Here is a 1,462-nt window from a genome sequence, read left to right as displayed (position 1 = left end):
AGCGTAGTACTCGTCAGAAAGCGAGGCGAGCCAGCATGGATTCAAACTATTTGCTGAAAGTTCTTAAAGCCTCAATTCCTTTACAGTTTAACCCTTCTGAGGTCTAAATTTTCTTGCGTTTACCCTGTTACCCGAACTATTTTCAAGTTATAATGATTTAGAAGAGAGAATCCGCATTACTCATCAGTTTGGTGTAGGTAGATTACTACTCGACTTAAATAAAAATAGATACGAGCATCTTACTATAGAAGAAGTTATTAATGGGTTATATTTTGGAGTTAATAATACCAATAAATATGAACTTTTACCAGATGCTTTTCTATTTCACGAACAAAGTTTACGTCGAGAAATTTTAGAAAAATTATTAGCCGATGCTGGTATCAGTAATTCGTGGACATGGATCGCTCGACATAAATCAATGAAAAACTTTATTGAGGAAATTAAAGGAGGTCAAAATACACCTGAAGGAGAGCTTAATGAACTTATTGGGTATCGAAATGATGCAGCACATGGAGCATTAATAGATGACTTTTTAGGATTTAATGCACTATTAGAACTATGTGATTTTGTAGAAAGCATTTGTCAAGCATTAGCTGATTTGATTACATATAAGGTAATTAAACAAAAAGAGATAATTGGTGAAGCCAAAAAAATCGGGAAAATTACAGAATGGTTTCAAAAACCGCAAGCAGGAGTAGCTAAAATAACAGATATATCATTGTCAATTAACTCCAACTTATTTTTGGTTAATGAAAATATTGCTTACTGTCAATCTGCTATGATTCAAAGTATTAAAATTGAAGACGAATCAGTCAATGAAGCAAAGGTGACTGATGAAATGGAGATTGGACTGAAATTCGATGTCGATGCCAAGCTAGGTTTAGATTTATATATGCTTCTTTAAATGATTATTGATGGCTTAATTGGGCAACTCAACCGCTTTAAACCAATAATCAAGAAAGGTACGTACTAATTGATTTAAACGATTGATGTCCATTGGTTTAACAATATAACCACTAATGCCTTGACGATAACAAGCATTTACATCTTTGGGGTTAGAAGAGGTAGAAAAAATAACAACAGGAATTGTTTGTAAGTCTCGATCGCCTTTTAATTCTGCTAATACTTCTCTACCATCGGTACCTGGTAAGTTTAAATCCAAAACGATTAAAGAAGGGCGAGGTGAGAGAGATTCATCTTCATATTCTCCCTCACGATATAAAAAATCTAATGCTTCTTCCAATACTGTTCGGTTAAGCTAAACAACATGAGTTAATGAAAGTATTCATCATCCAAATGCATGAAACTATTTACTCTAACTCTTATTTCTCGAATACTTGCACTTGCTACGCCTATTAATTTATTCAATGAGCAGTATAGCCTCCATCTACAAAGTGGACACTTCCTGTGATAAATGCGGCTCTGTCAGAAAGTAAGTAATCCTAAATCCGATTGATATAGG

The 1,462-nt window shown here is 34.0% G+C and carries 2 protein-coding genes; one reads left to right on the top strand and one right to left on the bottom strand.

Annotation, left to right across the window (positions count from 1 at the left end; translation table 11 throughout):
• Window positions 1–124: 124 nt before the first annotated feature.
• Complete coding sequence (locus H1P_RS37000; RefSeq protein ID WP_281291287.1) at window positions 125–904, top strand: MAE_28990/MAE_18760 family HEPN-like nuclease; 780 nt, start codon at window positions 125–127, stop codon at window positions 902–904.
• Window positions 905–919: 15 nt separating this feature from the next.
• On the opposite strand, the gene H1P_RS33305 is transcribed toward H1P_RS37000, so the two are convergent.
• Window positions 920–1,243 carry a response regulator gene (locus H1P_RS33305; protein WP_144875759.1) on the bottom strand — a complete coding sequence of 108 codons (324 nt, stop codon included), beginning with the start codon at window positions 1,241–1,243 and terminating at the stop codon, window positions 920–922.
• Window positions 1,244–1,462 lie beyond the last annotated feature (219 nt).

Origin of the sequence: Hyella patelloides LEGE 07179, assembly GCF_900659865.1 — a bacterium.
In the GTDB taxonomy this organism is placed as follows: domain Bacteria; phylum Cyanobacteriota; class Cyanobacteriia; order Cyanobacteriales; family Xenococcaceae; genus Hyella; species Hyella patelloides.
Note: the sequence above shows the minus strand (reverse complement) of the source record. Positions and strands in the feature narration are given on the sequence as shown.